Raw genomic sequence first — 23,197 nt, forward strand, 5'->3', positions numbered from 1 at the left:
GCGACCACACGTAGACTCGCTGTGATGAGCGCACCCGAGTCGGCACGTATCGCGCCCGGTGGATTCAAGGAACTCGGCCCGCTGAACTGGGCCATCGCCAAGCTCGGCGCCCGCGCGATCAGGGCGCCCCGCTTCAGTCTGTTCAATGTGCTTGGCCAACACCGGCTTCTGTTCCTGGCGTGGCTGCCGTACAGCGGGGTGCTGCTCGGCATGCTGAGCAAGCTGTCGGTGCAGGACGCTGAAACCGTCATCCTGCGGGTCGGGCATCTCCGGGACTGCGAATACGAACTGCAGCAGCACCGCCGCTTGGCCCGCACCCGGGGGCTCGGCCCGGACGTGCAGAAGAAGATCTTCGAGGGTCCCGACGCCGAAGGGCTGACCGACCGCCAGCGCGCGTTGATCACCGCCACCGACGAGTTCGTCGTGACCCGCGGCGTCTCACCCGAGACCTGGGCCGTGTTGGCCAGGCACCTCACCAAACCGCAGCTGATCGAGTTCTGCATGCTGGCCGCCCAGTACGACGGTCTGGCAGCCACGATCACCACTTTGAAAGTGCCGCTGGACTTCCCGGACTAGCGCTCGAGTGTGAATCTGACGACACTCATCGGCCCGTCAACGTCGGCAGGTTCACAAACGGCGCGCTAGAGATACGTGATACCGAGGACGATCATCGACAGCAGCACCGGCGAGACCGGCAGCGCGCACAGGAACGCCGCCCACACCTCGCTTCTGCGCTGATACGCCCGCCAGCCCAGCCAGCCGACCGCGCCGCCCACGACAAACGACACCGCTGCCACCACCAGCACCCAGGTGCTGACATCGGAGGTCGAGGTGGCGAAGGATATTCCGGCCAGCCAGAGGATATGGCCGATCACCAAGCCACCGATGCCGGCGACCCAGAGTGCCCTCGCCGTGTTGGTTGTCTGAACCACGCTGCTGTGTGGACCCGGCTCAGAAGTTGATCATGTGGCCGAGCAATCCGTGGAAGCATTCCTGCAGGGCCTCGGACATGGTCGGGTGCGTGTGGACGTTGCGCGCCAGTTCGGTGGCGGTGAGGTCCCACTTCTGGGCCAGCGTCAGCTCGGGCAGAAGTTCGGACACGTCGTGGCCGATCAGGTGGCCGCCGATCAGCTCGCCGTACTTGCCATCGGCGATCAGCTTGACAAAGCCGCTGGGATCGCCGGCACCGTGCGCCTTGGCGTTGGCGGTGAACGGGAACTTGGCGACCTTGACGTCGTACCCCTCTTCGCGGGCCTGCTCCTCGGTGAGCCCGAAGCTGGCGACCTGCGGCTGACAGAACGTCGCGCGCGGCAGCATCCGGTAGTCCCCGAGCGGCAACGTCTCTGCGCCTGCGATGGTTTCGGCTGCGATGACGCCCTGCGCCTCGGCCACGTGCGCCAGCTGCAACTTGCCTGTCACGTCGCCGATCGCGTAGATGTGCGGCACGTTGGTGCGCATGTAGTCGTCGATGTCGATCGCCTTGCGCTCGGTGATTCCGACGCCCGTGTTGTCGAGCCCGTAGCCTTCGAGGTTGGGCGCGAAACCGATTGCCTGGAGCACCTTTTCGGCTTTGATGTCCTCGGACTTGCCGTCCTTGCTGACGGACACGGTGACGTCGCCGCCGCTGTCTTTGATCGATTCGACCTTGGTGCCGGTCAGCACCTTGACACCGAGCTTCTTGAACTGCTTTTCGATCTCCTTGGAGACGTCGGCGTCCTCGTTGGGCAGCGCGCGGGGCAGGAACTCGACGATCGTGACGTCGACGCCGTAGTTCTTCATCACGTAGCCGAACTCCATGCCGATGGCACCGGCGCCGGCGATCACGATCGAGGAGGGCAACTCGCGCGTCATGATGAGTTCTTCGTAGGTGACCACGTTTTCGGACAGGGACGTGCCGGGCACCAGGCGGGTGCTGCTACCGGTCGCGATGATGATGTTGTCGAACTCGACTGCCTCGGTGCCACCTTCGTTCAGATCGACCTCGAGTGTGTGATCGTCTTTGAATTTGCCGTAGCCGTGGATCTCGGTGATCTTGTTCTTCTTCATCAAGTAGTGCACGCCGGCGACGCGCCCGTCGGCGATCTTGCGGCTGCGGTCGAAGGCGACGCCGTAGTCGAACGTCGCCTCTCCGTTGATGCCGAACTGCTTGGCTTCCTTGGTGAAGATGTGCGCGAGCTCCGCGTTACGCAGCAACGCTTTGGACGGGATGCACCCGACGTTGAGGCACACGCCGCCCCAGTACTTGGGCTCGACGATGGCGGTGTTCAGTCCGAGCTGCGCGGCCCGGATGGCCGCGACGTACCCGCCGGGACCTGCTCCGAGAACGACGACGTCATAGTGGGTCACGCCCCCACACTAATGGGCATCGGCGAACGGTCCGCCATGTCCCGCGGGATCGCGTTGGATCGGCTGGGGCCACGGCGCCGGGCGCGGACGCTGGCGCACCGGCAGCGGCCACCAGAACCACCGTCCGAGCAGCGTGGCCACCGACGGCGTCATCAATCCCCTGATTACGAACGTGTCGAACATCAGGCCCAGCGCGATCGTCGTGCCGACCTGGCCGATGACGATCAGGTCGCTGACCGCCATCGTCGCCATGGTGAACGCGAACACCAACCCGGCGGCGGTGACGACGGGCCCGCTGCCCGCCATGGCGCGGATGGTTCCGGTGCGCAGTCCGGCGTGGACTTCCTCCTTCATTCGCGACACCAGCAGCAGGTTGTAGTCCGCGCCGACGGCCACCAGCACGATGATCGCCATCGGCAGGACCATCCAGTGCAGGGGGATGCCGATGATGTGCTGCCACAGCACCACTGACATCCCGAACGCGGTGCCCAGGCTGAGCGCCACGGTTCCGACGATGACCAGGGCGGCAACCAGCGCTCGGGTGATGACCATCATGATGACGAGGATCAGCAGGAGCGCCGCTGTGACCGCGATCAGCAGGTCGTAATCGGCGCCCTGCTGCATGTCGTCGAACATCGCCGCGGCGCCGCCGACGTAGACCCAGGAACCTTCCAGCGGCGTGCCCTTGATCGCCGCCGCCGCGGCCTTCTTCAGCGGTTCGATCCGCGAAATGCCGTCCTCGGTCAGCGGATCGCCCTGGTGGATGATGGTGAACCGGACGGCGTGCCCGTCCGGCGACATCATCAGGTCCATGCCGCGGATGAAGTCGGCGTTCGTGAACGCTTCCGGCGGAACGTAGAAGGAGTCGTCGTTGAGGGCTTCGTCGAACGCCTCCCCCATCGCCGCACTGTCTTCCTGCTGCTCCATGGTCTGGTCCTGCTGCGCCTTCTGAACCTGATACTGGTTCAGCATCATCTGGCGCTGGTTCTTCATCGACTGGATCATCCCCGGCATCACGGCGGTCATCTCCAGCGTCAGGTCGGCCATCCGGTTGATGTCAGGAACCATCGCCTGGAAGTCGTCGGACATGGTCGAGATGCCGTCGAGGCTGTTGAAGATGGAACGCAGCGACCAGCAGACCGGGATGTTGAAACAGTGTGGCTCCCAGTAGAAGTAGTTGCGCACGGGGCGGAAGAAGTCATCGAAGTTGGCGATGTTGTCGCGCACTTCCTGCACGGTCAGCGACGTGTCGGTCATCTTGTCGGCCATACTCCGCGACACCACGGACAGTTCACGGGTGATCGAGTTCATCTTCTCCATCGACTCGATGGTGTGGGCCATCTCGTCGGCCTGGGCCATGATGTTGTCGATGACGCCCTGCTGGTAGTCGTTGGACATGAGCTGGCCGACACCTTGCTGGCCGATCATGTAGGGGATCGTCGTGTGTTCGATCGGCTTGCCGTCGGGCCGGGTGATCGCCTGCACCTGGGCGATTCCCTCGACATCGGCCAAGGCTTTCGCGATCTTGTCGATCATCAGGAACCCTGCCGGGTTGCGCAGGTCGCGGTCGGTCTCGACCATCAGCACGTCCGGGTTCATCCGGGCCTCGGAGAAGTGGCGGGTCGCCGCCGCGTAACCGACATTCGCCGAGATGTCGTCGGGCAGATACAGCCGGTCGTTGTAGCTGGTGTGGTAGCTGGGCAGCGCGAGCAAGCCGACCAGGCAGGCCGCGACGGCCACCACCACGAACGCACCGGGCCAGCGGACGGTCGAGGTGCCGATCCTCCGCCACGCCCGGGTCGATGATTTGCCCTTGGGTTCGAGCACGCGGCCGAAGCGGCTGACCACCGAGATCAACGCGGGGCCGAACGTCAAGGCCACCACGATGCCGAACACCATCGCCGCGGCCATCGGATAGCCCATGCTCTGGAAGTAGGGCAGCCGGGTGAAGTTCAGGCAGAAGGTGGCGCCCGCGATGGTCAACCCGGACGCCGCCACGACGTGGGCGGTCCCGTGAAACATCGTGTAGTACGCCGATTCTCGGTCCTCACCGGACCGCCGGGCCTCCTGGTACCGGCCGACCAGAAAGATCCCGTAGTCGACGGCGGTGGCGATGGTCAGGGTGACCACCAGGTTGGTGGCGAAGGTCGTCAGGCCAAAGACGTTGTGGTAGCCCAGAAATGAGATCAACCCGCGGTTGCCGAGCAATCCCATCGCGAGCATGCCGAGCAGCACCAGCGTTGTGGCGACGGACCGGTAGATCACCAATAGCATGACAACGATGACGCCAAATGTGAGCATCTCGATGGTCCGCATGCTCTTGTCGCCGACGGCGTTCTGGTCGGTCGTCGTCGCCGCCGCCCCGGTGACGTACACCCCGACGCCCGGCGGTGTCGGGTGTTTGGCGACGATGTCCCGCACGGCGCGCACCGACTCGTTGGCCAACCTCTCGCCCTGGTCGCCGGCGATGTACACCTGGGTGTAAGCGGCCTTGCCGTCGACGCTCTGCGCGCCCGCGGCGGTGAACGAGTCGGACCACAGGTCCTGCACATACTGCACGTGTGCGGTGTCGGCGCGCAGATCACGCACCATCTGTTCGTAGAACTCCAGCGCCTCGACACCCAGCTTCTTCTCGCCCTCGAGCACGACCATGACCGAGCTGCTGGTGTCGTATTCCTCGAACGTGGTGCCGACGCGCTTCATCGCGATCATCGACGGCGCATCCTGCGGGCTCATCGACACCGCGCGCTGCTTGCCGACCACTTCGAGCTGCGGCACCGCGGTGTTGAGGAAGCCGATGATGGCGACCCAGCCCACGATGATCGGCAGAGCGAACATGCGGATCAACCGCGGAAGCCACGGACGTTTCGGCCGGGCGATCGGGTTGGGGTTCGTCGGCGCGTCGTCGACCGGTGCACTCATGCGGACTTCACCAGACAGAACGTCTGGGCGTTCACACCCTGAGCCGTCTTCTCATCCTTGAGTTCGTCGTCCACGGTGATGCGGCACCCGATGGACTGGCCGTCGGTCTGGGCGATGATGTTCGGCGCTACCGACGGCGCTGTGGTCTCCAACGTCAGCGACCACGGCAGGCTCACGGTTCCGGCGCGCACCGGCTTTCCGTCGAGATCGAGGTAGTTGACCACGGCGTTGCCCGTACCGAAGACCTCATAGGTGACCACCTTCGGGATGAACTTCTCCGCGGTGTCGGCACCGATCGGGGTCTTCAGAGCGGGTTCGGCACCGAAGATGCCCCGGAAGTGCGACACCGCGAGAACGCCCGCAGTCGCGGCGATCACGATCATGACGGGGAGCCAAACGCGCGTCACCAGCTTCATGACCGGCGCTCCCCCGGGTCGGCATCAGCGCGCACGAGCAGTGCGGGAAATCGATCGACGGGAGTCAATGTGCGGGCCTTCCGGCGTTGTGACCACCCCGGGCTCAAGGGGCGCAGTGCTAGTCAGCCAAGCTAACGAACGAAGCGGACAAGGTCAATCCGCTTTACTGTGGACCGCATTACACTCGGCCGGATGGATGTGGGTGAGACGGAGTCGCCGCGGCTGGGTTGTCGCCCCCTGCGCAAAGACGCTGAACGCAACCGCACACGCGTTCTGAAAGCGGCCCGTGAGTTGTTCGCATCAAAAGGTTTGGAGCCCAACCTCAATGACGTCGCCCGGTACGCAGGGGTGGGAGTGGGAACGGTGTATCGGCGGTTCGCGACCAAAGACGAACTGCTCGAGGCGATCTTCGTCGACGGCCTGGACCAGATGACCGCGTTGGCCGAAACCGCGCTGGAGCACAACGATCCGTGGGAGGGCTTCGTGTGGTTCGTCGAGCAGCTGTGCGCGATGACCGCTACCGACCGGGGCTTGCGAGAAATCGCGTTCAGCAAAGCCTACGGCGGTGCCCGCGTGGTGGCGGCACAGGAACGTCTTCACCCGGTGGCGGTGCAAGTCGTCAAACGAGCGCAGACCGACGGCCGTCTGCGCTCGGACATCTCGCACACCGACCTGCCTCTGCTCAGCCTGCTCGCCGGAATGGTCAGCGAGTTCGCCGGACACGTCGACACCGATCTGTGGCGTCGCTACGTCGGGATCCTGTTGGACGGTATGCGTTCTGGCGACGACAACGAACCGTTGCCGGTGCGCGCGTTGGACGATCAGGGCCTCGACGCGGCCATGCGGACATGGGAACCGACCGGCCGCTGAGACAACTCAGTAGGGGATCACCCCTGCGAAACACCGGGTGGCCCACTCGCAGAAGTAAAGACCGTGCAGTACCGCGGCCCCCGCGACCGCTCCGAACGGCGCCGACATCAGCGCGAGCGCGAGCGCGGACACCACGGGCCTGTCGGGCACCATCGCGAGAAGCAGACCGGCCACCGTGGCCGTGACCACGAAGACCAGCGCGACGAACACCGGGGCCGTCTTGTCCATCGAGTGGTACCACCAGTGGTACAGACCCCATCCCGCCAACGCGGCGAGCGCCCAGACGCCCGCGACGACGAGCACGAACATCCAGCGCTTGAGATAGGGGTAGTTGCCGGGAACCACGACGGGCTGCGCCGGGATCGGTACCGGCTGCGACGGGTGCTCGGCGACGGCCGTCGTTCCCATCACCGCCTGGAATTCACCGGTGGTGAATGTCGGGGTGTAGGGCTCCGTCGGGTCGCCGGGCAGCGTTTCGGTTGTCTCAGGCACCGTGCACCGCCTGGATCGCGACCAGCACCCCGAACCACCCGGGCGCGACGCCGAGCAGGAAGGCGCCTGCGGTTGTCACCCACCGCCGACCCGACACCAGGATCGCCAGCATGCCGAGCGCGGCGGGTACGCCGACGACGAGCGCCACGACGACGTCGGGCCGGATGGGCGCGTCGATCACCAGCGTGGCAGCGACCCCCAGGATCAGCCCCACTGCCGTACCGACCAGCAACGCGCTGGTCAGCACCCATGCACGGGGAAGCGGTATCACGCCTGAAAGGCTACGCGGACAACGGCTTAGCCCCGCTCACCCGCCCGGCGCGTCAGGTATCGGACAGGCATCGATTGGGTTACCGACGATATGCGTGTCCGACGGTGGCGGTCGGACGCCCCGCGCGAAGTCCGCCCCGGTGACAGGCGGTGTGGCGGCCAGTGCCTGCATCTCTGCCTCGGTGAACGCCCGGCCCCGGCTCAAGAACCGCACCCCTTCGGGGGCTTCGACGCTGAATCCTCCGCCGCGGCCCGGGACCATGTCGATCACGAGTTGGGTGTGCTTCCACGCCTCGAACTGCGAGCCCGAGATCCACACCGGTACCCCGTCGCCGACGTCGAGCACCGCGAGCAGCACGTCGCGATCGCCCACGATGAACTCCCCGTCGGGGTAGCACATCGGCGACGACCCGTCACAGCAGCCGCCGGACTGGTGAAACATCAGCGCGCCGTGCTTGTCCTGCAGTCGGGCCAGCAGATCCGCGGCCGCGGCGGTGATCAGCGCCCGCGGGGGTGGTTCCTGTTGCGCCGAACGTGGATTACCCGCACGCGAAAGTCGAGTTTGGTGTGCGGGTAACCCACGTTCGCGCCGGTCGGGCATCGTCAGAACCCTCGCTTCCTCGCGCCGGTCGGGCATCGTCAGAATCCTCGCCTCCTCGCGCAAGCGCTCGTCAGGATCATCGCTTCCTCGCGCAAGCGCTCGTCAGAAAAACCCCTGCGCTTTGTTGCTGTAGGACACCAGCAGGTTCTTGGTCTGCTGGTAGTGGTCGAGCATCATCCTGTGGTTCTCGCGGCCGATGCCGGACTGCTTGTACCCGCCGAAGGCGGCGTGCGCCGGGTAGGCGTGGTAGCAGTTCGTCCACACCCGACCCGCCTTGATGTCGCGGCCGGCGCGGTAGGCGGTGTTGCCGTCGCGGCTCCACACGCCGGCGCCCAACCCGTACAGGGTGTCGTTGGCGATGGCGATCGCGTCGTCGTAATCGGTGAACGAGGTGACCGCGACGACGGGCCCGAAGATCTCCTCCTGGAAGATCCGCATCTTGTTGTTGCCCTCGAAGATCGTCGGCTGCACGTAGTAGCCGCCGGACAGGTCGCCGCCGAGTTCGGCGCGCTCACCGCCGGTGACGACGCGGGCGCCTTCGTCTTTACCAATCGCGATGTAGGACAACACCTTTTCGAGCTGGTCGTTGGAGGCCTGCGACCCGATCATCGTCTCGGTGTCCAGCGGATCGCCCTGTCGCACGGCCTTCGTGCGGATCGCGGCCAACTCCAGGAACTCGTCGTAGATGTCGGCCTGGATCAGGCTGCGCGACGGGCACGTGCACACCTCGCCCTGGTTGAGGGCGAACATCGTGAAACCTTCGAGCGCCTTGTCCTGGTAATCGTCGGCGGCGGCCATCACGTCGGAGAAGAAGATGTTGGGGCTCTTGCCGCCGAGCTCCAGCGTCACCGGGATCAGGTTCTGGGACGCGTACTGCATGATCAGCCGGCCGGTGGTGGTCTCGCCGGTGAACGCGATCTTGGCGATGCGGTTGCTCGACGCCAGCGGTTTGCCCGCCTCGAAACCGAAACCGTTGACGACGTTGAGCACACCGGCGGGCAGCAGGTCGCCGATCAGGCTCATCAGATACAGAATCGAGGCCGGCGTCTGCTCGGCCGGTTTCAGCACGACGGCGTTCCCGGCGGCCAACGCGGGCGCCAGCTTCCACGTCGCCATCAGGATCGGGAAGTTCCACGGGATGATCTGCCCGACGACGCCGAGCGGCTCGTGGAAGTGGTAGGCGACGGTGTCGTCGTCGATCTGGGACAGTGACCCCTCCTGCGCCCGGATCGCTCCGGCGAAGTAGCGGAAGTGGTCGACGGCCAGTGGGAGGTCGGCGTTGAGCGTCTCGCGAATGGGCTTGCCGTTGTCCCACGACTCCGCGAGCGCCAGCGACTCGACGTTGGCCTCGATACGGTCGGCGATCTTGTTGAGGATGACGGCGCGCTCCCCCGCGGCGGTTTTGCCCCATGCGGTGGCCGCGCCGTGTGCGGCGTCGAGCGCTGCCTCGATATCGGTTTCGTTGGATCGCGGCACCTCACAGAACGGCTGGCCCGTCACCGGCGTCGGGTTCTCGAAGTACTCCCCGGACGCCGGCGGCACCCATTCTCCGCCGATGAAATTGCCGTAGCGCGACTCGAACGACATCAGGGCGTCGGCGGAACCCGGGCGGGCGTAAACGGTCATCGTGTCCTCCTCGTTGAGACATCTGACGAGACCTGTGACGGCCGGTCGCCATCGGCGAAGGCGACGGGTCGATGGCGGTCGGTCTTTCGCATCATGGCCGATTGTGCTCGCGATCACATCGGTGCGCCAGCGTGCCCCTACCGTGCCTCGCGACCTCCACAATGGTCGCGTGGATCCGTCACCGACGGTCGAACACCGCGCGCCCGGTTCGCGGCCCTCGACAAGCTACGGATTCGTGTTGCTGGCGGTGACGTTGGCGATCAGCGACTTCACGATCGCCGACGCTGTCATCCCGTCGCTGGTGCGCGATCTCGGATTGTCCGTGGCCGATCTGGGCCTGGCGTTCACGGCGTACTTCGCCGCAGCGGCGGCATTCATGGTCCTGTTCGGCAGGCTTGGTGACGTCCTCGGACGACGCTTCGTGCTGCTCGTCTCCACCGCGCTGTTCATCGCGGGAAGCGTGCTCAGCGGCATCGCCTGGGATCTGCCGTCCTTCTTCGCCGGGCGCGTGCTGTCCGGATTGGCGTTGGCGGCGACTCTGCCCAACGGTCTCGGCGTGCTCAACACGCTGTTCGCGCAACGCGGGCCGCAGCGTGAGCGCGCCTTCGGCTTGTGGGCGGCGGCGATCGGACTGGCGGCGGTGATAGGACCTCTTGTCGGGGGCGCGGCGGCGGCCACCGCGATCAGTTGGCGCTGGGCCTTTTTCGGGTCGGCGCTACTTGGCGTGCTTGCCGCGGTGGGCATCGCCGCCACCTTGGCCGAGAACCCCCGTAAGCGTCTCGCCGACATCGATGTCTGGGGTGCACTCCTGTTGGCGGCAAGTGCGGGTAGCCTTGCGCTGGCCGTGGACCTCGGAGGCGGCGGCTACGACGACCAAGTACGCACGGCCGCGGGGCTTTTCGGGGTCACGATCGCGGCCGCTGCCGCCTTCGCCGCGGTGCAGCGCAGGCGGATCCGTCGGCGACGGGAACCCATTGCCCCGCCACACCTGTTCCGGTACCGGTCTTTTCGCCTGGCCACGTTCAGTTCCGCGTTCATGTCCATCGGCGACACCGGATTCCAGCTGGCCCTACCACTGGTCTTGGGGTTCGTCCTCGGCGTGGGCCAATTGGGTGTGGGCGTCGTGCTGGCCTGCTACGGCGCGGGCGCGGTGCTCAGCGGCCCGGCCGCGGCTGCGCTTGCCCGGCGACTCGATGACCGCACGGTGGCCCGATACGCCCTTGCGGCTTTGCCGCTTCTGTTGCTCGGCCTGATCGCCCTGCTCTCCTCGCAGATGCCGCTGGCCGCCGTGGGAGCGGTGCTGGTCGCCTACGGCGTGGCCTGGGGTGTCGCATACGCGCGACTGGTGAATATATCGTATTACGAAGTGCCGGAACAGGACTCAGCGGTTGCCGGTGGGGTTCAGAGCGCGCTGCGGCTTCTGGCCGGCGCGCTTGGCGCGGGGATTCTCACGGCCGTCTTCAGCGGTGTGGCCGGCCGGTCGGCGCTGGACGCGGCGGTGCCGTCGCACTCGCGACTGACGCCCTCGGCCGACACGTCCGCGCTTGCGACGGCACTCTCGACAGGCGCGCAGGCGACCATCGCGGTCGCCGCCGCCATCACGGCCGTCGCGCTGATCATCGCCTTGCGGCTGCCCGAACAGCCGGCCCTCAGATCGTGAGCGGCCGCTCCAGACGGTCGCGAACCGAGTCGAGGAACGGATGCTCCTCAGATCCCAGGTAGTCGGCCGGCGGGCGCCAATCGATCCGGCCCATTTTCCCCGCAAACAAGCCGTAGCCGATCAGTTCGCGGAGTCGTGGATCCAGCCGTCGCACCAACTCGCGAGGAATGCTCAGCTGCTGGTTGATCTGTTGGCGAAGGAACCCCGCGCAGTAGTTGACGGTGAGGGCGGGACGCGGCTTGTTCGTCCGGTTGGCGCCGGCCGTATGCCACAGGCCGCCGTTCCACACCAGCGCGTCACCGGCGGCCATCTCCACCGGCGTGCTCGGTGGATAGGGCTCCGAGGGCATCGCTGCCAGCCGGTGGGTGCCCGGCACAACGCGGGTCGCGCCGTTCTCATCGGTGAAGTCGCAGAGCGCGATCAGCGCGTTGCAGAGCAGCGGTTGGTGAGGCCGCGGAATCGGATACATCTCGTCGTCGCAGTGCAACCGCTGCTCGACCGCTCCTGGCAGCTGGTTGCTCGTCATGAACCAGGACAGCAGACAGTCCCGACCGAGCACACCCTCGATGATCGGCAACAACCGTGGGTTGGTCGGGAGCGCCTCGTATCGGGCGCCGTGTAGCAACAGGTTGTCGATCCGCACCCAGTCGTGATCGGCGCCGTTGAGCGGCTTCTGTCCCGGGCGGGGAAAGCCTTTGACGACGGTGTTCGAGTTGGCGATCACCGTCGGCAGTTCGCGCTCGAGCCGACGCGTATCGCTCAGGTAGCCGTCGACCGCGGCGTCGTCGAGGACTCCCCTGACGACGGTGTAGCCGAGTTCTTCGATCTCACCGACGTGTCGAGCCGTCGATGAGTCGTCAGTCATCAGGATGGCAGCAGGTCGATTTCCTGCTGAACCTCTTCTTCTCGAGCCTCGTCGGTGTCGACGATCTGTGGGTCGGCCATGACGACCTCCTTCGGCAAGACGAAAGGTGACCACGTCATGATCACTCACCATGGGCGCTGGCGCGGGGCATTCCGGCAGAAAATTAACTCTGCCGCAAAGCGAGCCGGAAAACGGCGTCATACCCGGCACGGCAACACCGGCTGAACCGGTCGGGCGCCGGACCGCGACAATGGGTCGCGTGGATGAGGACCCGTATCTGTGGCTCGAGGACATCACCGGTGATGATGCGTTGGACTGGGTGCGCAAGCACAACGAGCCGACGGTCGCGCGCTTCGGCGGTGAGAGGTTCGAGCAGATGCGGCGCGAGGCGCTGGAGGTACTCGACACCGACGCCCGCATCCCCTACGTCCGTAGGCGCGGTGATCACCTGTACAACTTCTGGCGCGACGCGGACCACCCGCGGGGTCTGTGGCGGCGCACGACGCTGGACAGCTACCGCAGCGAGCAGCCGGAGTGGGACGTCCTGATCGACGTCGACGCGCTCGCCGACCAAGACGACGAGAACTGGGTGTGGGCCGGCGCCGACGTGCTCGAACCGGACTTCTCCCTCGCGCTCGTCGAACTGTCCCGCGGCGGCGCCGACGCCACCGTCGTTCGCGAATTCGACATGGCCGCACGGCAGTTCGTCGCGGACGGTTTCGCGCTTCCCGAGGCCAAGTCGAGCGTCACGTGGCAGGACCGCGATACCGTGCTGGTCGGCACCGACTTCGGACCGGGTTCGTTGACCGACTCCGGCTACCCCCGGATCGTGAAGCGCTGGCGGCGCGGGCAACCGCTCGCCGATGCGCAGACCCTGTTCGAGGGTGAGATCGCCGACGTCAGCGTGGGATGCGGCTACGACGCGACACCGGGATTCGAACGGTTGCTGATCACGCGGGCGTTCGACTTCTTCAACCGCGAGCGTTACGAGTTGCGCGGCGAAACGCTGATACCCATCGACGTGCCAACCGACGCCGGGATCTCCGTGCACCGCGAGTGGCTGTTGATCCGGCCGCGCGCGGAGTGGACAGTCGGGTCGACGACGTATCGCGCCGGTTCCCTGCTTGCCGCGAACTACGTCGAATATCTGGATGGCGCGCGGGATCTGCACGAGGTGTTCGAACCCGACGAGCACTCCAGCCTGGACGACTACGCGTGGACACGTGAACGCCTGATCCTCGTCACGCTCGTCGATGTGATCAGCCACGTCGAGGTCGTGACACCGGGAGCATGGCGGCGAGCCGAGATTGCAGGGATCCCGCCGAACACCAATACGGTATTGGTCGACGCCGACGAATACGGCGACGAGATCTTCGTCGACTCCAGCGGTTTCGACACCCCGTCGCGGCTGTTATGGGGCGTGGCCGGTGACGCCGTCGCAGAGGTCAAACGCGCGCCGTCGTTCTTCGACGCCGCCGACCTTGAGGTCGAGCAGTTCTTTGTGGCGTCTGATGACGGCACCACGATCCCGTATTTCGTTGTGGGGCATCGCCACAATCATGCGCCGAGCCCCACGCTGTTGGGCGGATACGGCGGCTTCGAGGTGGCCAACACGCCAAGCTACGCCGGTGTGTTGGGCCGGTTGTGGTTGAGCCGGGGTGGCACGTACGTGTTGGCGAACATTCGCGGTGGAGGGGAGTACGGGCCGACGTGGCACACACAGGCGATGCGTGAGAACCGGCATCTCGTCTACGAGGACTTCGCCGCTGTGGCACGCGATCTCGTGGCGCGTGGTATCACCACAGTCGAGCAGCTCGGTGCGCAGGGCGGAAGCAACGGCGGCCTGTTGATGGGCGTAATGCTGACACGCTACCCGGAACTGTTCGGCGCGCTGGTGTGCAGTGTGCCGTTATTGGACATGCGACGGTTCCACCTGCTGCTCGCAGGGGCCTCCTGGATGGCCGAGTACGGGGATCCCGACGATCCCGACGATTGGGCGTTCATCTCGAAATACTCGCCATACCAGAATATCTCGGCGGATCGCCGGTACCCGCCCGTTCTCATCACCACGTCGACGCGCGACGACCGCGTACATCCGGGCCACGCGCGCAAGATGACCGCGGCCCTCGAGGATGCGGGCCATCCGGTCCACTACTACGAGAACATCGAGGGCGGACACGCCGGCGCGGCCGATAACGCCCAGACCGCATTCCGGTCGGCGCTGATCTACGAGTTCCTGTGGTCGATGCTCAGCTGAACAGCTGATCGCCGAGGAACCGGTCGGGACCGGTGACGCCCGGCAAGATGAAGAAGAAGCCGCCGCCGACCGGCAGGATGTACTCCTCGAGCGGTTCCCCTGCCAGGCGGCGCTGCACCGTCAGGAACCCCTTCTCCAGGCTGCGCTGATAGGCGATGAAGGCCAAACCCTGGTCCAGTCGGCCCGCGCCGTCGAAACCCCGGGAGTAGTTGAAGCCCCGCCGCAGGATCAGGTTCTCGTCTGTCTCCGGCGTTCGCGGGTTGGCCAACCGGATGTGGGCCGTGAGCGGAATTCGCTTGCCGTCTGGGTCTTCTGGGTAATCGGGGTCGGTGAACTCACCGCTGAGCCCGAGCGGCGCGCCGCTGACCTTGCTGCGCCCGATCAGCGCCTCCTGCTCGACGAGTTGGGTGCGGTCCCAGAACTCGACGAACATGCGGATGATGCGGATCGCCTGATAGGAACCGCCGACCGCCCACTCCGGTTCACCGTCCTGCGGGCCGACCCAGACGTGGCGGTCCATCACGGCGCCGTCGTCGACATCGAGGTTGGCCGTCCCATCCTTGAAGCCCAACAGGTTTCGAGGAGTCGCCGCTTCTGAGGCCTGCCCGGCGCCGATGCCCCTGGCGTATCCGTCGACCATCCACCGCATCACCAGATCGCTGCGCGTGCGGCGCATCAGCTGACGCAGCGCGAAGATGACCGTGTCGTTGTGCCCGGCCTCGATCACGATCGACAGATCACCGTGCGACAGTTTGGGATCCAGCCGGTCGTTGGCCAGAAACGGCATCGTGACCAGTTCCTTGGGCTTGCGGTCCGCGAGCCCGAACCGGTCGTCGAACAGCGACGCGCCCACACCGACCACCACCGACAAGTTGTCCGCCGGAGGCTGCTCGCCGAGGATGCCCGAGTCGACGGGCGGGTATTCCGGGTCGCGCACCTCGGGCGGCTTGCCCGCCATCAGCCCGCGGATCTCTTCGGTGAGTTCCCGGAGTGCGCGCTTGAGGCCGTCGCGATCCTTCGACAGCACGTTGAACGAGGCGATCAATCCCTGTTCGGGGATGGGCAGCGCGGTGATGCCGGTCTGGTGGGCGCCCTCGAACGGGACGAGCGTCCCCGCGGCAGCAGGCGGAGCGGCATCATCCTTCGAGCATCCGGCGAGGGCGGCACCGGCCCCCACCGCGGCACCCGTGCCCAGCGCGCCGGTGATGAAGCCCCGGCGCGACAGCCCCGAGCGGCCTTCGCTCACTTCAGTTTCAGCACTCCCGACACCTGCGACAGGTTCTCCGACAACCCGGCGAGTTCGGCCTTGAGCTTGTCGATGACGTCCGGTGTCACGGTGACCTCGGGGCAGCGCGGCGACGGGTAGGGGTCGTTCTCGGTGCAGAACAACACCCAGCCGTCACCGCGGCGCAACGGCCGCATCGTGTCGAACACGGAGTTGAGCCCCGCTTCGATCTTGCCCAGCAGAGCCGGATCGGCTTGTACCAGAGCGGCGCTCAACGTGTTGACGGCGTCGCGCGAGCCCTGCATGTTGGCGTCGAAGTCCCACAGGTCGGTCTTGGAGTAGCGGTCCTCCTCGCCGGTGATCTTGCCCTCGGACACCTCTTCGACCAGCTCCGCCGCGCCGGTGGACACGTCGATCGGCTTCACCTCGAGCGACGGGAACTGCGCCTTCAGGTCGGCGACGTCCTTGTCGAGTTGGTCGGCGAACGGCGCACCGCCCTCGGTGGTGTTCTGCTCGAACAGCAGGTATTCCAGGCGGTGCCAACCGGTGAACTTCGGGTCGTCAACGCCCGCGAAATCGTCCACACGGGCGTCGATCTTGCCGTCGATCTCCTCGACCAGGGCGGCAATCGGCTCGATGCGTTCCCACGGGGCGCGAGACGGCGCGTACGCGTCCTGGGCGGCCTTGAGGTCTCCGGCGCGCACGGCATCGGTGAAGACCTTGACCACGCGCTGAAGTTCGTCGATGTTGCTCTGCGCGTAGGCCTTGTAGTCGGCGGCCGCTTTGTCGAGTACCGCGGGATCGACTGCGGGAGCGGCGCTCGTCGTCTCGGTCGCGGTTCCAGTGGCCGACGTCGTCTCGCTGCCGGAAGACGAGCTCTCATTCGAGCATCCGGACAGGATCAGGCCGACGACGGCGATGGGGGTTGCCCAGGCAAGATACCGGTTCATTAGCACCTCGAAGTTAGGAGAGGCTGAACATAGCACTTCTGGCTGGTCAGAGGCGAGGCAAGCCTAAATCGGCGTTGCGAGCGGGTGCACCATCAAGCGCGAACCGGCTCAGCGCGAGAATCGGCGCCGGCGCCTTCTCTGCCAAACTTGGGCCATGACGCCGCCAGAATCCGGGCCGCAGTTCGAGACCTTGCTCTATGCCGCCGAGCCACCCATCGCCACCATCACCCTCAACCGTCCCGACCACCTCAACACCATCGTCCCGCCGATGCCCGACGAGATCGAGAAGGCCATCGGTGCGGCCGAGCGTGATCCCGCCGTCAAGGTGATCGTGCTGCGTGGCGCCGGCCGCGCGTTCTCCGGCGGCTACGACTTCGGCGGTGGTTTTGCACACTGGGGCGATGCGATGAACACCGACGGCCGTTGGGACCCCGGCAAGGACTTCGCCATGGTCAGCGCGCGCGAAACCGGTCCCACGCAGAAGTTCATGGCGATCTGGCGGGCGTCCAAGCCGGTGATCGCCCAGGTGCACGGCTGGTGTGTGGGCGGCGCGAGCGACTACGCGCTGTGCGCCGACATCGTGATTGCCAGCGACGACGCGGTGATCGGCACTCCTTACGCCCGCATGTGGGGTGCCTACCTCACCGGCATGTGGCTGTACCGGCTGAGCCTGGCGAAGGTGAAGTGGCACTCGTTGACCGGCGAGCCGCTGACCGGAAAGGAAGCTGCCGCAGTCGAACTCATCAACGAGTCGGTGCCGTTTGAGAACCTCGAGGCCCGTGTCAAAGAGGTCGCAGGCAGGCTGGCCGCGATCCCGCTGTCGCAGCTTCAGGCGCAGAAGCTGATCGTCAACCAGGCTTACGAGAACATGGGTTTGGCCTCGACCCAAACCCTCGGCGGCATCCTCGACGGGCTGATGCGCAACACCCCCGATGCGCTGTCCTTTATCGAAACCGCTGCCGCGCAGGGGGTTCGGGCCGCCGTCGAGCACCGCGACGGTCCATGGGGCGACTACAGCCAGGCGCCGCCGGAGAAGCGCCCCGACCCGTCACACGTCATCGAGCCCTGAACGCAGCTCGAAGAGCGCGTCGAGATCGGCGATCGCACGCAGGGTGTCGTTGAGATGCGTGCACGTGCTGGTGCCGACGAACTCTCGCCGGACGCGGTCGCGAAGCTCGGCGAGCCTCATCCCCTGCACACGTTGCGCACTGCCGATGGCGCCCGGGCATTCCTGCCACGGCAGCACACGCACGTCCGCGCTGATCGCGGTGATCGTCCGCGTCGCGACGTCGACCGCGCCGGCGAGCGTGTACTCGTGCACGATCGTCTCGACCCCGTCGCCGTCGACATGGGAGTCACGGAAGTGCGCATCAAAGCGGGCCGAGTAGCGTGCCACACCCTGTTCCGGCGGGTGCAGGTCGAGTCGCCGTAATCGCCGCATGCCGTGTGCACCAAGGGTTTCGACGGCGTGCACACCGTCGATGTCGATCGGCGGGGCCTGCGGTCCGTGCACCGAGGGGATGGTGCCGAGGCGTCGCGCGTATCCCACGAGCGACGCCTCAGGTGCGAAACCCGCGCAGATACCGGCCATGCGATCGGCGGTGCCGGGCGGCAACTTCTCCTCGGTACCCGCGACGATCGTCGCGTACTGCAGCGCGTAACCGGAGACCAGCGCCGCACCGACCCAGTCGTCGAGCAGCAGGTGCAGCAGGGTCGAGCCAGGGATCTCCGTGGGCAGCAGTTCCCCTACCGTGGAGCGGAATCCGGGACCTACCCGCTTACCGACGAGGCGACCGAGCCGTTCGTCGCCCCCCGCGACCGCCTCGATCGTCTCGATGACCCGGTCGGCCAAACGGGCGCGCACGGCGATCTCGTCGAGCACCTCCACCGCACCGCGCCGGACGACGACGTCACGCGCCCTCAGGTCCACATCGGAATCCGCAGCGCCGTCGGGATGGGTGTCGATGGTGCTGGTCCGCCGCAGTGCGCCCGCCACCAGCGGTGGCCACGTCTCGACGGGCCGCTGCGGGCCCACGATGTCGGTGACGAACGGCATGGGTTTCACGGTAGCAATACCGAGGTTGGCTAAACGTCGCGTCGCCGCAACCCGCCGAGCATCGCCACGAGCACGCCGAACAGCACCAGCACTCCGCCTGCGGCCAGTGCGAGGTTCAGCCAGTGGTGCAGGCTGTCCTCGGCGTGGGTCACCATCACGTCGGCGACCACTCGGATGTCCCCCGACAGCCGGTTCAACGCGTCGTTGACGGAGCGGCGCGCCACCTCCAGGCCCGCCCATCCGGCCGCACCGACGATGAGCGCGGAAACACCAAGGGCGGCAAGGGCTCTGCCGCGACTGCGAGCCGCAGCAAGCGTCAACAGGGCGAACACCCCGGTGAGGATGCTCGCGCCGATGCTGACCCACGGCCCCCACGTCGACACCCGTTTGAGTTGGCCGGGCCGCCAGGAGTCGGTGATCGATACGGAGACCGGAAGCGACTCGGGGGTGGCGACGCCGACGTTACCCAGCGTTTTGCGGAACGACTCGTCGGCGAGCATCGGGCCGAGGTCGAGGATCCACTCGTCGGTGCCCTCGACCTGCTGGGCCGCGTCGGTGAACATCCAGCGGTGACCGACGGTGTTGGCCAGGGCGAACTGTTCGGGGAACGTCGGGTTCGCCGTGTAGGCCGAGGCCACCCCGCTGATGACGGTGCTGTCGACGTCGTAACCGTTGTCGCCCATGTACGACGCGACTTCGGTGGCAAGCACCCCCGCCATCGCCTTCTGCAGTTGCGGGTCCTCGGCTGCCGACTGGGCCAACGCGGAGTATCCGCCCTCGTCGACCACGTTGCGCTGCGCCCACATGGTGGGGACGGCGACGGCCAGCAGCGCCGTCGTGACGAGCCACAAGAAGACCGTCACCACCACGCGCACGCGCATCCTCCTACCCGAAACCGCGGTTTCTGACACGAACCGCGAGTAACCGCCTCAGAAACCGTAGTCTCGACGCGACGGCGAGGACGTCGCTACTTGGCGGCCCGCTTCGGGGTGATCAGCGCCAGCTTCGTCATCAACGTGTTCATCCGCTTCAGCGCCTTGGGCGAGTTGTTGTAGTAGTTGCCGCCTGCGCCGACGTTGGTGCGCGGCGCGACCACCACTTCCTGGCGGCAGTACTTGCGCAAGCCGTCCGCCCCGCCGAACCGCGCGCCAAGACCCGAGGTCTTCCAGCCGCCCATCGGAGCGGTCGTGCACATCAGGTTCGAGATCACGTCGTTGATGTTGACCGCGCCGCAATCCAGTTCGACCGCAACGTCGTTGGCCCGCTCGATGTCCTTGGAGAACACCGCGGCACTCAACCCGTACGGGCTGTCGTTGGCCAGCCGGATCGCCTCGTCCACGCTGGCGACCTTCATGATCGGCAGTGTCGGCCCGAACGTCTCCTCCGTCATGCAGAGCATCGAGTGGTCGACGTCGACGAGGACGGTGGGCGGATAGAAGTTGCCCTCGCTTTCGGGGCGCTTACCGCCGGTCAGCGCCCGCGCACCCTTGGCAAGCGCGTCGTCGACGTGGCGGGCGGTGACGGCCACCTGAGTCTCGTCGATCAGCGAGCCGAAGTCGAAGCCCTCGCCTGCGCCCATCTTGAGCTTTTCGACGTCGCGCACAACCGCGTCGACGAACTTGTCGTAGACCGATTCGAGCACGTAGACCCGCTCCACCGATACGCACGTCTGCCCGGCGTTGAAGAAGGCACCCCACACCGCGGCGTGCGCGGCGAGGTCGATGTCGGCGTCCTCGAGCACGATCATCGGGTCCTTGCCGCCGAGTTCGAGGCTGACCGGGGTGAGCCGGCGAGCGGCGCGCTCCATGACCTTCGCACCCGTCGCGCTGGAGCCGGTGAACTGAATGAAGTCGGCGTTGTCGATGACGGCCTCGGACACCTCGCGGGCGCCCTGGGCCAGCGCCAGCACCTCCGGTGCGCCCGAGTCCAGCCAGCCGCGCAGCAGCAGCTCGGCCGTCAGCGGTGTGCGCTCCGACGGCTTGAGCAACACCGCGCAGCCCGCCGCCAGCGCACCGATGGCGTCCATCAACGCGTTGGCCACCGGGTAGTTCCACGGCGCGATGATGCCGACGACGGGACGGGGCCGGTAGTGCACCTCGATCTTCTTGATCGACAGGAACGGCAGCGGCGCAGGACGCTTCTCGGGCGCCAGCGCCTTCTCCATGGTCTTGACGTAGTACGACGCGATCATGATCAGCAGCGGCACCTCCTGTGCCGCGTCGACGGCCGACTTGCCGGTCTCCTTGATCAGCAGCGACTCGATTTCGTCGCGGTGGTCGCCGAGCCATACGGCGTAGCGGGCCAGCACCTTGGCCCGGCCCTTGGCGCCGCGGGCCTCCCACTGACGCTGGGCCTGGCGCAGGCCGGCCGCGATGCGCGGCACGTCGGCGGGGTCGGTCCATCGCACGGTGCCCGCGACGGCTCCGGTCGCGGGATTGCGGATGGTGCTGGTATCGGGCAGCTCAACGTCGGACGTCGCAGTCATGACCCCATGCTAGCGGTCGCATGTGATCTAGATCGCAGCAGGGTTGACACGTGTCAAGTTCGTCGGCGCCTACTTGATGAGCCGGTCGAGCACCTGCAGGCTTTCCGAGATCGGGTCGCCGGGCAGCGGGGTGCCGTGCGAGGCGCCGACCAGCACCCCGACGATCGCCCCTGCCAACACGCGCCGCTCGCGGGGGTCAGTCGGCGCGCCGGGACGTTGCGTCAGCGCGTCTTCGATCAGGCCGATCAGCCGGACATATTCGGCATAGAGCAGGCCGGCCACCTCGGGCACGGTGTACATCAGCCGCTGCCCGATCATGGCCTCCTCGCGCTGCTCGGGGGTCAGCGAATTGAACGTGGTCTCGACGGCGTGCCGGTAGGCGTCGATGACCGACATGTCCGCGGGCGCGGCGACGAACGCCTCGATGATCGGCGGGATGTGATCGTCGGAGATCAGCACCGCCTCTTTGGTCGGGAAATACCGGGAGAAGGTGCGCGGTGAGATGTCCGCGGCAGCGGAGATCTGCTCGACGGTGGTGGCCTGGTAGCCCCGCTCCTGAATCAGGCGAAAGGCTTCCCGCCGGATCGTCGCGCGGGTTCGCAGTTTCTTTCGCTCGCGCAAGCCCAGAGGTTTATCGGACAACGCCATCAGCCATTGTTGCACCGCGTCGAGTTAGCCAGCCGAGGCCGCCGGGGAATCGCGATCCCCGCTGAGGTCGCGCCGGGCGATGACCGCGGCGGCCCACACGACCGCCGAACCGAACAGCACGCCGCCCGCCACGTCGGTGAAGTAGTGGAAGGTCGCGGCGACTCCGAGCATCGCCGACGCCACGGCGAGAACCGCGGTCACCACAACCCACCACGCCGCACCGGCCGCGAGGATGGCCAGCCCCCACACGATGGTGGTCGCGGTGAGATGTCCGCTCGGATAGGCGAGCCCACCTCCCTTCTGGCGGTCGAAGATCGGTTTGAGCACCCGCACGGCCGCGATTCCTGCCACCGGCGCGACGACCGTCATCAGTGCCAGCCACCAACGCCGTTGCAGGCACGCGCCGGCCAACACCACGACAGCCAGGGCGAGCGACACGCGGGCATCGGCGATTACGGCCAGGCGCCGCACCGGGGTGTCGCCGAAACCCTGGAACCAGTCGTCGACCGGCGTCGAGGATTTGCCGACCGCCCAGCCGAGCAGCAGCATCACCACCAGCGCGAGCGCCGGCCACCATCGGGTCACGTGATTCCGCGGATGTAGGCCGCCTGGCCGAGGTGTTGCGCGCCGTCGTCGATGATGCTCACCAGCCGCACGCTCGCCGTCACCGGTGGATCCCAGTTCTCGTCGACGACGCGGCTCAGTTCCTCTGCGGTGACCGACGCGATGTACTCCAGCGTTGCCTTGTGCACGGCGTGCGCGTAGCCGGCGAGCAGATCCGCAGGAGCGCGGACGCGGCCCACCTCCTCGGGGCTGTGCCCGTAACCCATGTCTTCGCGGGGCAGGTCGAGCCCGAACCGGTCGACCCACCCGTCGCGCAACCAGACCTGCTCGGTGCCCGCAAGGTCGGCGAGCTGGACGTCCTGCTGACGGGCGCTGTGCCACACCAGCCACGCGATGCTGTTGGCGGTCGGCGTGGGACGGAAGAACGCGGTCTCGTCGGTCAGCCCGTCGGTGAGGTTCTCCACGTGCTCGCTGAGCCGGGTGAACGCATCGCGCAGAATTTCGCGGGCCACTGCCACGTCTGAGTCAGCCATGGCCTCGACGGTATACGTCAGTCCGGTGGTCGCGCCCCGTGAAAGACGGCCTCGATGTTGTTGCCGTCGGGATCGCGCACGAAGGCGCCGTAGTAACCGGGGTGGTACTCGGGCCACAGCCGCGGGGCGTGCAGCGACTCCGCGCCGGCCTGGATCGCGGCGTCGTAGAACGCCTGCACGGCATCGGTGTCGGCGGCCTCGAACGCGAAGTGCACCTCGCGGTTGGGACCCGCCGCGTCGCCGGCGTTCATGTCCGCGATCCAGAAGTCGGGCTTACCGTCCCTGCCGTAACCGATGGCAACCTGATAGTCGAGTTGGCGGATGTAGCCGAGCACGCCCAGGACCGTGTCGTAGAACGCCTGCGACCTTTGGAAGTCCGCGCAGTTGATTCCGAAGTGGTCGATCACCGGC

23 protein-coding genes are annotated in these 23,197 nt (G+C 66.6%); 5 read left to right on the plus strand and 18 right to left on the minus strand.

The annotated features are described in order from the left end of the window. The first annotated feature begins 24 nt into the window (after window positions 1–24). Window positions 25–576: a carboxymuconolactone decarboxylase family protein gene (locus tag AU192_RS22395; protein ID WP_064399721.1), complete on the plus strand. Its 552-nt coding sequence runs from the start codon at window positions 25–27 to the stop codon at window positions 574–576. Window positions 577–641: 65 nt separating this feature from the next. Here the strand turns inward: AU192_RS22395 and AU192_RS22400 are convergent, their stop codons facing one another. From AU192_RS22400 to AU192_RS22415, 4 genes are read right to left on the minus strand one after another with little or no spacing between them, the layout of a single operon-like run. Continuing rightward, window positions 642–932 (minus strand): hypothetical protein, encoded by a 291-nt coding sequence (locus AU192_RS22400; RefSeq protein WP_064399722.1) that lies wholly within the window; start codon window positions 930–932, stop codon window positions 642–644. 19 nt (window positions 933–951) lie between these two features. After that, window positions 952–2,346: a dihydrolipoyl dehydrogenase gene (gene lpdA / locus AU192_RS22405; RefSeq protein ID WP_064399723.1), complete on the minus strand. Its 1,395-nt coding sequence runs from the start codon at window positions 2,344–2,346 to the stop codon at window positions 952–954. A gap of 9 nt (window positions 2,347–2,355) precedes the next feature. Beyond that, complete coding sequence (locus AU192_RS22410) at window positions 2,356–5,268, minus strand: MMPL/RND family transporter (protein ID WP_064399724.1); 2,913 nt, start codon at window positions 5,266–5,268, stop codon at window positions 2,356–2,358. Beyond that, entirely contained in the window at window positions 5,265–5,684 is a 420-nt protein-coding gene (locus tag AU192_RS22415) for an MmpS family transport accessory protein (RefSeq protein WP_064399725.1), read from the minus strand. The genes AU192_RS22410 and AU192_RS22415 overlap by 4 nt, the downstream gene beginning before the upstream one ends. Before the next feature lie 192 nt (window positions 5,685–5,876). Between AU192_RS22415 and AU192_RS22420 the strand changes: the two genes are divergently transcribed. Continuing rightward, window positions 5,877–6,554, plus strand: a complete 678-nt coding sequence (locus tag AU192_RS22420; RefSeq protein WP_064399726.1) for a TetR/AcrR family transcriptional regulator — start codon at window positions 5,877–5,879, stop codon at window positions 6,552–6,554. 6 nt (window positions 6,555–6,560) lie between these two features. Here the strand turns inward: AU192_RS22420 and AU192_RS22425 are convergent, their stop codons facing one another. The 4 genes from AU192_RS22425 to adh all read right to left on the minus strand — a co-directional run bounded on the left by AU192_RS22425 (window position 6,561) and on the right by adh (window position 9,543). Then, complete coding sequence (locus AU192_RS22425; protein ID WP_064399727.1) at window positions 6,561–7,046, minus strand: hypothetical protein; 486 nt, start codon at window positions 7,044–7,046, stop codon at window positions 6,561–6,563. After that, window positions 7,039–7,317, minus strand: a complete 279-nt coding sequence (locus AU192_RS22430) for a putative holin (RefSeq protein ID WP_064399728.1) — start codon at window positions 7,315–7,317, stop codon at window positions 7,039–7,041. Before AU192_RS22430 ends, AU192_RS22425 begins: the two co-directional genes overlap by 8 nt. A 36-nt stretch (window positions 7,318–7,353) precedes the next feature. Further along, window positions 7,354–7,953, minus strand: coding sequence for a DUF779 domain-containing protein (locus AU192_RS22435; protein WP_242656999.1), 600 nt, complete (start codon window positions 7,951–7,953; stop codon window positions 7,354–7,356). A gap of 66 nt (window positions 7,954–8,019) precedes the next feature. Next, window positions 8,020–9,543 carry an aldehyde dehydrogenase gene (adh, locus tag AU192_RS22440; protein ID WP_064399729.1) on the minus strand — a complete coding sequence of 508 codons (1,524 nt, stop codon included), beginning with the start codon at window positions 9,541–9,543 and terminating at the stop codon, window positions 8,020–8,022. A 169-nt stretch (window positions 9,544–9,712) separates the two neighbouring features. Between adh and AU192_RS22445 the strand changes: the two genes are divergently transcribed. After that, window positions 9,713–11,203 carry an MFS transporter gene (locus AU192_RS22445; RefSeq protein WP_165593338.1) on the plus strand — a complete coding sequence of 497 codons (1,491 nt, stop codon included), beginning with the start codon at window positions 9,713–9,715 and terminating at the stop codon, window positions 11,201–11,203. Here the strand turns inward: AU192_RS22445 and AU192_RS22450 are convergent. Next, window positions 11,193–12,068 (minus strand): phytanoyl-CoA dioxygenase family protein, encoded by an 876-nt coding sequence (locus AU192_RS22450; RefSeq protein WP_064399731.1) that lies wholly within the window; start codon window positions 12,066–12,068, stop codon window positions 11,193–11,195. The two genes, AU192_RS22445 and AU192_RS22450, sit on opposite strands and share 11 nt — an antisense overlap. Before the next feature lie 250 nt (window positions 12,069–12,318). Between AU192_RS22450 and AU192_RS22455 the strand changes: the two genes are divergently transcribed. Continuing rightward, a complete protein-coding gene (locus AU192_RS22455) occupies window positions 12,319–14,325 on the plus strand; it encodes a prolyl oligopeptidase family serine peptidase (RefSeq protein ID WP_064399732.1) in 2,007 nt (668 codons plus the stop codon). Here the strand turns inward: AU192_RS22455 and AU192_RS22460 are convergent. Both AU192_RS22460 and AU192_RS22465 read right to left on the minus strand, forming a co-directional pair. Then, complete coding sequence (locus tag AU192_RS22460; RefSeq protein ID WP_064399733.1) at window positions 14,318–15,571, minus strand: Dyp-type peroxidase; 1,254 nt, start codon at window positions 15,569–15,571, stop codon at window positions 14,318–14,320. The genes AU192_RS22455 and AU192_RS22460 overlap by 8 nt on opposite strands. Continuing rightward, window positions 15,568–16,500 (minus strand): EfeM/EfeO family lipoprotein, encoded by a 933-nt coding sequence (locus AU192_RS22465; protein WP_064399734.1) that lies wholly within the window; start codon window positions 16,498–16,500, stop codon window positions 15,568–15,570. The genes AU192_RS22460 and AU192_RS22465 overlap by 4 nt, the downstream gene beginning before the upstream one ends. A gap of 154 nt (window positions 16,501–16,654) precedes the next feature. Between AU192_RS22465 and AU192_RS22470 the strand changes: the two genes are divergently transcribed. After that, entirely contained in the window at window positions 16,655–17,569 is a 915-nt protein-coding gene (locus AU192_RS22470; RefSeq protein ID WP_064399735.1) for a crotonase/enoyl-CoA hydratase family protein, read from the plus strand. Here the strand turns inward: AU192_RS22470 and AU192_RS22475 are convergent. The 7 genes from AU192_RS22475 to AU192_RS22505 form a co-directional block, all read right to left on the minus strand. Next, window positions 17,549–18,556: a DUF2889 domain-containing protein gene (locus AU192_RS22475; protein WP_064399736.1), complete on the minus strand. Its 1,008-nt coding sequence runs from the start codon at window positions 18,554–18,556 to the stop codon at window positions 17,549–17,551. The two genes, AU192_RS22470 and AU192_RS22475, sit on opposite strands and share 21 nt — an antisense overlap. Before the next feature lie 29 nt (window positions 18,557–18,585). Further along, entirely contained in the window at window positions 18,586–19,431 is an 846-nt protein-coding gene (locus AU192_RS22480; protein ID WP_064399859.1) for a hypothetical protein, read from the minus strand. A 92-nt stretch (window positions 19,432–19,523) separates the two neighbouring features. Then, on the minus strand, window positions 19,524–21,041 hold the full coding sequence (locus AU192_RS22485) for an aldehyde dehydrogenase family protein (protein WP_064399737.1): 1,518 nt from the start codon (window positions 21,039–21,041) through the stop codon (window positions 19,524–19,526). 69 nt (window positions 21,042–21,110) lie between these two features. Beyond that, window positions 21,111–21,689, minus strand: coding sequence for a TetR family transcriptional regulator (locus tag AU192_RS22490; protein WP_064399860.1), 579 nt, complete (start codon window positions 21,687–21,689; stop codon window positions 21,111–21,113). Window positions 21,690–21,713: 24 nt separating this feature from the next. Beyond that, window positions 21,714–22,274: a phosphatase PAP2 family protein gene (locus AU192_RS22495; protein ID WP_064399738.1), complete on the minus strand. Its 561-nt coding sequence runs from the start codon at window positions 22,272–22,274 to the stop codon at window positions 21,714–21,716. Then, window positions 22,271–22,786, minus strand: a complete 516-nt coding sequence (locus tag AU192_RS22500; protein ID WP_064399739.1) for a mycothiol transferase — start codon at window positions 22,784–22,786, stop codon at window positions 22,271–22,273. The genes AU192_RS22495 and AU192_RS22500 overlap by 4 nt, the downstream gene beginning before the upstream one ends. 17 nt (window positions 22,787–22,803) lie before the next feature. Next, a complete protein-coding gene (locus AU192_RS22505; protein WP_064399740.1) occupies window positions 22,804–23,193 on the minus strand; it encodes a VOC family protein in 390 nt (129 codons plus the stop codon). Between the last annotated feature and the right edge of the window lie 4 nt (window positions 23,194–23,197).

It is taken from the genome of Mycobacterium lehmannii, from assembly GCF_001499925.1.
Classification (GTDB): Bacteria; Actinomycetota; Actinomycetes; order Mycobacteriales; family Mycobacteriaceae; genus Mycobacterium; species Mycobacterium lehmannii.

What these genes read in the sequence shown, in the direction of transcription:
- AU192_RS22395 (WP_064399721.1), top strand. Translation starts at nt 25, where the DNA reads ATGAGCGCACCCGAGTCGGCACGTATCGCGCCCGGTGGATTCAAGGAA.
- AU192_RS22410 (WP_064399724.1), bottom strand. Translation starts at nt 5,268, where the DNA reads ATGAGTGCACCGGTCGACGACGCGCCGACGAACCCCAACCCGATCGCC.
- AU192_RS22415 (WP_064399725.1), bottom strand. Translation starts at nt 5,684, where the DNA reads ATGAAGCTGGTGACGCGCGTTTGGCTCCCCGTCATGATCGTGATCGCC.
- AU192_RS22420 (WP_064399726.1), top strand. Translation starts at nt 5,877, where the DNA reads ATGGATGTGGGTGAGACGGAGTCGCCGCGGCTGGGTTGTCGCCCCCTG.
- AU192_RS22435 (WP_242656999.1), bottom strand. Translation starts at nt 7,953, where the DNA reads ATGCCCGACCGGCGCGAGGAAGCGAGGGTTCTGACGATGCCCGACCGG.
- adh (WP_064399729.1), bottom strand. Translation starts at nt 9,543, where the DNA reads ATGACCGTTTACGCCCGCCCGGGTTCCGCCGACGCCCTGATGTCGTTC.
- AU192_RS22450 (WP_064399731.1), bottom strand. Translation starts at nt 12,068, where the DNA reads ATGACTGACGACTCATCGACGGCTCGACACGTCGGTGAGATCGAAGAA.
- AU192_RS22455 (WP_064399732.1), top strand. Translation starts at nt 12,319, where the DNA reads ATGGGTCGCGTGGATGAGGACCCGTATCTGTGGCTCGAGGACATCACC.
- AU192_RS22465 (WP_064399734.1), bottom strand. Translation starts at nt 16,500, where the DNA reads ATGAACCGGTATCTTGCCTGGGCAACCCCCATCGCCGTCGTCGGCCTG.
- AU192_RS22470 (WP_064399735.1), top strand. Translation starts at nt 16,655, where the DNA reads ATGACGCCGCCAGAATCCGGGCCGCAGTTCGAGACCTTGCTCTATGCC.
- AU192_RS22475 (WP_064399736.1), bottom strand. Translation starts at nt 18,556, where the DNA reads ATGCCGTTCGTCACCGACATCGTGGGCCCGCAGCGGCCCGTCGAGACG.
- AU192_RS22485 (WP_064399737.1), bottom strand. Translation starts at nt 21,041, where the DNA reads ATGACTGCGACGTCCGACGTTGAGCTGCCCGATACCAGCACCATCCGC.
- AU192_RS22490 (WP_064399860.1), bottom strand. Translation starts at nt 21,689, where the DNA reads ATGGCGTTGTCCGATAAACCTCTGGGCTTGCGCGAGCGAAAGAAACTG.
- AU192_RS22500 (WP_064399739.1), bottom strand. Translation starts at nt 22,786, where the DNA reads ATGGCTGACTCAGACGTGGCAGTGGCCCGCGAAATTCTGCGCGATGCG.